This is a genomic window from Micromonospora sp. 4G55, from assembly GCF_016803375.1.
The window spans coordinates 1-6,468 of the sequence record NZ_JAEVHN010000345.1 but is presented as its reverse complement, the minus strand read 5'-3'; the positions used below and the strand labels follow the sequence as shown (position 1 = coordinate 6,468).

Below are 6,468 nucleotides of genomic sequence, written 5' to 3'. Positions count from 1 at the left end.
CATCCACGCCAACTGGCAGCCGGTGCCGGGCCGGTTCAAGGACTACATCGCCATGCCCAAGTTCAACATGTACCAGTCGCTGCACACGACGGTCATCGGGCCCACCGGCAAGCCGGTGGAGATGCAGATCCGCACCTACGCGATGCACCGCACCGCCGAGTTCGGCATCGCCGCGCACTGGAAGTACAAGGAGCACAAGGGCACCCAGATCGTCGGCCCGCCGGCGCACATCGACGAGATGACCTGGCTGCGCCAGCTGCTGGACTGGCAGCGGGAGGCGGCGGACCCGAGCGAGTTCCTCGACGCGCTGCGCTTCGACCTGTCCAGCCAGGAGGTGTACGTCTTCACCCCGAAGGGTGACGTCATCCCGCTGCCGACCGGCTCGACGCCGGTGGACTTCGCGTACGCGGTGCACACCGAGGTCGGGCACAAGTGCATCGGGGCGCGGGTCAACGGCAAGCTGGTGCCGCTGGAGTCGACGCTCTCCAACGGCGACGTGATCGAGATCTTCACGTCGAAGTCCGACACGGCCGGCCCGACGCAGGACTGGCTGGGCTTCGTGAAGAGCCCCCGGGCCCGCACCAAGATCCGCCAGTACTTCAACAAGGAGCGGCGCGAGGAGGCGATCGAGGCCGGCAAGGACGCGATCGTCAAGGCGATGCGCAAGCAGGGCATGCCGTTGCAGCGGATGCTCACCTCCGACGCGCTGATGGCGATCGCCCGGGACCTGCACCTGGCCGACGTCGCCTCGCTCTACGCGGCGGTCGGCGACAGTCAGGTCTCCGCCCAGTCGGTGGTGCAGAAGCTGATGGCCACGTACGGGGGCGAGGAGGGCGCGGCAGAGGACATCGCCGAGACCGCCGTCGCCACCCGGCCGCCGCGCAGCCGGCAGAGCAGCGCGGACCCGGGCGTCGTGGTCCGGGGCGTCAGCGACGTCTGGATCAAGCTGGCCCGCTGCTGCACGCCGGTGCCGCCGGACGCGGTCTTCGGCTTCGTCACCCGCTCCGGCGGGGTGAGCGTGCACCGCGACGACTGCGCCAACGCCGAGGACCTGCGCGCGCAGAGCGAGCGGGTGGTCGAGGTCAGCTGGAAGCTCACCTCCGCCTCGACGTTCCTGGTCGCCATCCAGGTCGAGGCGCTGGACCGGCACAAGCTGCTCGCCGACGTCACCCGGGTGCTCTCCGACGAGCGGGTGAACATCCTCTCCGCCACCGTCACCACCACCCGCGACCGGGTGGCGGTGAGCCGGTTCAGCTTCGAGATGGCCGACCCGAAGCACCTGGGCCACCTGCTGGCCGCGGTGCGCAAGGTCGACGGCGTCTTCGACGCGTACCGGGTCACCTCGGGGGCCTGAGACAGCAACGACAAGCGCCCGCCGGCTCAGCCGGCGGGCGCTTCGTCGTACGGGTGGGTCAGCCCTGGATGTCGCTCATCGCCAGCTTGGTGATGACGACCTCCTTCTTGGGGTGGCCGCCGCCGGCCTGCTGGGCGAAGGCCTTGTCGTCGCCGGCCGCCGCGACCTGCTTGACCAGGTCCATGCCGCCGGTGACGGTGCCCAGCACGGTGTAGTTCGGGTCGAGCTGCGAGTCGCCGTAGACGATGAAGAACTGGCTGCCGGTGCTGCCCGGCTGGCCCGAGTTGGCCATCGCGATGACGCCGTCCGGGTACGCGGGGCGCTTGTCGGTCGGCAGGTTCTCCTCGGCCAGGTTGTACGCCGGGCCGCCGGTGCCGTCGGTCTCCCGCCAGCCCTTGCCGGTCGCGCTCGGGTCGCCGCACTGGAGCACCTTGATGCCCTCGGTGACCAGGCGGTGGCACTTGCTGTTGTCGAAGAAGCCCTTGCTGGCCAGGTGGGTGAAGCTGCCCGCGGTGCAGGGCACCGCCGCGCGGTCGATCTTGGCGGTGATCGGGCCCAGGTTGGTCTCGATCGTCATCGTCTGGGTGCCGGTGTTCTTCTGCTGGGCCGGCGGCAGTCCGACGTCCTTGATCTGCGGGGTCCGACCCTCCTTCGGCGCCTCGGTGTACGCGCACTGCGTGAAGCCCGGGGCGCCCGCGGTGTCCTGCTTCGGGTCGTCGTCACCGCCGAGGGTGGTCGCCAGCCAGACGCTGCCGGCGACCACGAGCAGCAGGACCGCAGCGGCCCCGACGATCGCCTGCGTCTGCCGGCGCTTGCGGGCCCTGGCCGCGCGCTCGGCCATCTCCCGCTCGAGCCGGGCCCGCGCCGCCGCGCGCTGCCGCTCTCTCGTGGACGTCACGGTCACTCCTCCTGGACTATGTGGCGCGGTCGCCGCCGCGTACGGGTGGTGTGGTCCGGCTCAGCCGGCGCTGGGGCTGGCCGACGGGGCACCGGAAGCCGGGCTCGTCGGGGCCGGGGCCGCCGCCGTGCTCGGCTCGCCGACGGTGAGCTTCTGGAGCAGCACGTCGGTCTTCGGCTTGACCTTGGCCCCGGTCCCATTGTCCACGGTCGGCAGGGCGCCGATCTTCTCGATCACGTCGAGCCCGCCGGTGATCCGGCCGATGACCGGGTAGGTCGGCTTGGCCGGGTTGAAGTCCTTGAAGAAGACGAGGAACTGGCTGCCGTTGTTGCCCGGCGGGTTCCCGATCATGGCGATCGTGCCCTTCGGGTACGCCGGCGGCTCGCCGGGGGCCGGGCTGGCCGAGGGGCTCGCCTCGGGCACGGTGGGGACGTTCTCGTCGTAGAACGAGTACGTCGGGCCGCCCAGGCCGGTGCCGCTGGGGTCGCCGCAGCGCAGCGCCCCCTCGGTGGTGATCTCGTGGCACGTGGTGTTGTCGTAGAACGACCGGCTCGCCAGGTGGGCGATGCTCGCCGCGGCGCACGGCGCGCCGGCGAGGTCGAGCTCGGCCGTGATCGGGCCGCCCTGGTTGGTGTTGATCGTCATCGGCCGGGTGCCCGAGGTGGGCAGGCCGCTGGTGGCCGGGGTGCCGACGTCCTTGAGGTTGGTGTTCGCGGCGGCGTCCTGCGGCGTCCAGAGGCAGACGTCCTGGGCGGCCTGCTGCTTCGGGTCGCGGTCGAAGGCGCCCAGCGCCCAGGCGGACCCGACCACGATCAGCGCCAGGACGACCGCGACGCCCACGCCGGCCTGGATCTGCCGGCGCCGCCGGGCCGCGGCGGCCCGCCGGGCCAGCTGCCGGTCGAGCTTCTCCCGTGCCAGCTTGCGCTGCCGGTCCCTGCTGGAAGCCACTCGTGCTCCCCTTCCTCTGCCCTGGTCGTCACCGGCGGTCGGGCCGCTCGCGTCCCCGTGAAGCAGGTGCGCCACGCCACACAGCCCGCCAGAGTGTACGGGTAGCCGCTGGGAAAGTGGTGTACGAGGTCGGGGCTGGGTTTATCGGAGTGCGTCACTGTGCCGGACGGGGTGTGCGGGACGGGTGGGTCACGGATATCGGTTCGCCGCGACGGCTAGGCTGCGGAGGGAACGACGTACCGACGGAAGGGGAGCGGACGTGCTCGTGGCCGGCTTTCCCGCGGACGCCTTCGGCACCAACTGCTACGTGGTGGCGACCGCTCCGGGGGAGCAGTGCGTGGTGGTCGACCCCGGCATCGGGGTGCTCGACCGGCTCGACGCCGTGCTCGCCGAACACCGCCTGCACCCGGCCGCGGTGCTGCTCACCCACGGCCACCTCGACCACACCTTCTCGGTGGCGCCGGTCTGCGGCGCGCGGGGCATCCCCGCCTACGTCCACCCGGACGACCGGGAGCTGCTCGCCGACCCGTCCAAGGCGCTCTCGATGGACCTCACCCAGCTCTTCGGCGGCCGGCTGCCGTACGCCGAGCCGGACGACGTGGCCGAGCTGACCGACGGCGCGACGCTGGCGCTGGCCGGGTTGGAGATCACCGTCGACCACGCCCCCGGCCATACCGGCGGGTCGGTGCTGTTCCGGCTGCCCGGCGCCGGCTCGCCCTGGGAGGCCGAGCAGATCTGCCTCTCCGGTGACGTGCTCTTCGCCGGCTCGATCGGCCGCACCGACCTGCCGGGCGGCAGCATGCCCCGGATGCTGACCAGCCTGCGGGAGAAGGTCCTTCCGCTGGCGGACGACACGGTCGTCCTGCCCGGCCACGGTCCCGCGACCACCATCGGCCGCGAGCGCGCGACCAACCCGTACCTCGCCGAGGTGGCGGGGCACGGCGCCGCGCGCCCGGCCGCGCCCACCCGCGGCCTGTAGCCGCGCCCACGACCTCCCCGCGCCGCCGCGCGGGACACACGGAAACTCTGCCGCGCAGCGCGCGGCTGCCAAGGGAGTACGCCATGAGCAAGCCCACGCCCATCTCCGGCTTCCCGGAGTGGACGCCCGGCCAGCGGATGATCGAGCAGTTCGTGCTCGACCGGATCCGCGCCACGTTCGAGCTGTACGGCTTCGCGCCGCTGGAGACCCGCTCGGTCGAGCCGCTGGACCAACTGCTGCGCAAGGGGGAGACCTCCAAGGAGGTCTACGTGCTGCGCCGGTTGCAGGCCGACACCGACGGTCCGGCCGGTGACGACGCGCTCGGCCTGCACTTCGACCTGACCGTGCCGTTCGCCAGGTACGTGCTGGAGAACGCCGGCAAGCTGCAGTTCCCGTTCCGTCGCTACCAGATCCAGAAGGTGTGGCGGGGCGAGCGCCCGCAGGAGGGGCGCTACCGCGAGTTCCTCCAGGCCGACATCGACATCGTCGACCGGGACACCCTGCCCGCGCACTACGAGGCGGAGATGCCGCTGGTGATCGGCGACGCGCTGCGCTCGCTGCCGATCCCGCCGGTACGCATCCAGGTCAACAACCGCAAGATCTGCGAGGGCTTCTACCGGGGTGTCGGGCTGACCGACCCGGAGGCGGCGCTGCGCGCGGTCGACAAGCTCGACAAGATCGGCCCGGCCCGGGTCGCCGAGTTGCTGGCCGAGACGGCCGGGGCGAGCGAGGCGCAGGCCAAGGCGTGCCTGGCGCTGGCCGAGATCTCCGCGGCGGACGCCTCGTTCGCCGACGCGGTGCGCGCCCTCGGGGTCAGCGACCCGCTGCTCGACGAGGGGATCGAGGAGCTGGTCGCCGTGGTGGAGACCGCCGCCGCGCACTCGCCGGGGCTCTGCGTGGCCGACCTGCGCATCGCCCGCGGCCTGGACTACTACACCGGCACCGTCTACGAGACGCAGATGATCGGCTACGAGCGGTTCGGCTCGATCTGCTCCGGCGGTCGCTACGACAACCTGGCCAGCTCGGGCGCCACCCGGTTCCCCGGCGTGGGCATCTCGATCGGGGTGACCCGGCTGCTCGGGCTGCTCTTCGGCGCCGAGGCGCTGTCGGTCTCCCGGACCGTGCCGACCTGCGTGCTGGTCGCGGTCACCAGCGAGGACGCGCGGCCGGCCAGCAACCGGGTCGCCGAGGCGCTGCGCTCCCGCGGGGTGCCGACCGAGGTGTCGCCGAGCGCGGCGAAGTTCGGCAAGCAGATCCGGTACGCCGAGCGGCGCGGCATCCCGTACGTCTGGTTCCCGGGCGCCCAGGGGGCGGCGGACGAGGTGAAGGACATCCGGTCCGGCGAGCAGATCGCCGCCGCGGCGGGGGAGTGGACCCCGCCCCGGGAGGACCTCAAACCGCTGGTCAGCTGAGCTACTACTCGCGCGTACGCCCGCGGGGCCCTACGGTAGCGTAAGTTACGCCACCGTAGGGAGATCCGCATGAGCACCACCCCGCTGAGTCAGACCGCCCTGCTCCTCGAACTCGAAGCCGTGGTGGAGAAGAACCTCGACCGCCACCTGTCGATCGCCAAGGAGTGGTTCCCGCACGAGTACGTCCCGTGGAGCGAGGGACGCACGTTCGACGGGCCGCTCGGCGGCGAGCCATGGTCGGAGTCGGACTCGACGATTCCCGACGTGGCCCGCACCGCGCTGATCGTCAACCTGCTGACCGAGGACAACCTGCCCTCGTACCACCACGAGATCGCCAGCCTCTTCGGCCGGGACGGGGCGTGGGGCACCTGGGTGCACCGGTGGACCGCGGAGGAGGGGCGGCACGGCACCGCAATCCGGGACTACCTGACGGTGACCCGGGCGGTGGACCCGGTCGCCCTGGAGCGGGCCCGGATGACCCACATGTCGGCCGGCTACGAGAACGTACACGGCGACGAGGTGCTGCACTCGCTGGCGTACGTGTCGTTCCAGGAGTTGGCCACCCGCATCTCGCACCGCAACACCGGCCGGGTCACCGGCGACCCGGCCTGCGAGGCGCTGCTGGCCCGGGTGGCCGCCGACGAGAACCTGCACATGGTCTTCTACCGCAACCTGCTCGGCGCGGCCTTCGAGCTGGCCCCGAGCCAGGCGATGCGCGCGGTCGCCGACGTGGTGGCCGACTTCCAGATGCCCGGCGTCGGCATCGAGGGCTTCGCCCGCAAGTCGGTGGCGATCGCCCTGGCCGGCATCTACGACCTGCGCCAGCACCGCGACGACGTGGTGCAGCCGGTGCTGCGCCAGTGGGACGTCTTCAACG

At 71.9% G+C, this 6,468-nt stretch carries 6 protein-coding genes; 4 read left to right on the top strand and 2 right to left on the bottom strand.

Annotated features, from left to right (window positions below; translation table 11 throughout):
* A partial coding sequence (locus tag JNW89_RS23685) for a bifunctional (p)ppGpp synthetase/guanosine-3',5'-bis(diphosphate) 3'-pyrophosphohydrolase (protein WP_238450550.1) occupies positions 1–1,354 on the top strand: 1,354 nt, incomplete at its 5' end.
* A gap of 58 nt (positions 1,355–1,412) precedes the next feature.
* On the opposite strand, the gene JNW89_RS23680 is transcribed toward JNW89_RS23685, so the two are convergent.
* On the bottom strand, positions 1,413–2,252 hold the full coding sequence (locus JNW89_RS23680) for a peptidylprolyl isomerase (protein WP_238450549.1): 840 nt from the start codon (positions 2,250–2,252) through the stop codon (positions 1,413–1,415).
* Positions 2,253–2,312: 60 nt separating this feature from the next.
* Entirely contained in the window at positions 2,313–3,200 is an 888-nt protein-coding gene (locus tag JNW89_RS23675; RefSeq protein WP_238450548.1) for a peptidylprolyl isomerase, read from the bottom strand.
* A 259-nt stretch (positions 3,201–3,459) separates the two neighbouring features.
* Here JNW89_RS23675 and JNW89_RS23670 point away from each other — a divergent pair, with 259 nt between their 5' ends.
* From JNW89_RS23670 to JNW89_RS23660, 3 genes are all read left to right on the top strand, one after another.
* The gene (locus JNW89_RS23670; protein WP_238450547.1) at positions 3,460–4,179 is read left to right on the top strand and encodes an MBL fold metallo-hydrolase; all 720 of its coding nucleotides are present in this window, start codon (positions 3,460–3,462) and stop codon (positions 4,177–4,179) included.
* A gap of 83 nt (positions 4,180–4,262) precedes the next feature.
* Positions 4,263–5,591, top strand: coding sequence for a histidine--tRNA ligase (gene hisS / locus JNW89_RS23665; protein ID WP_238450546.1), 1,329 nt, complete (start codon positions 4,263–4,265; stop codon positions 5,589–5,591).
* 69 nt (positions 5,592–5,660) lie between these two features.
* Positions 5,661–6,468, top strand: an 808-nt coding sequence (locus tag JNW89_RS23660) for an acyl-ACP desaturase (protein WP_238450545.1), incomplete at its 3' end; no start/stop codon positions are given.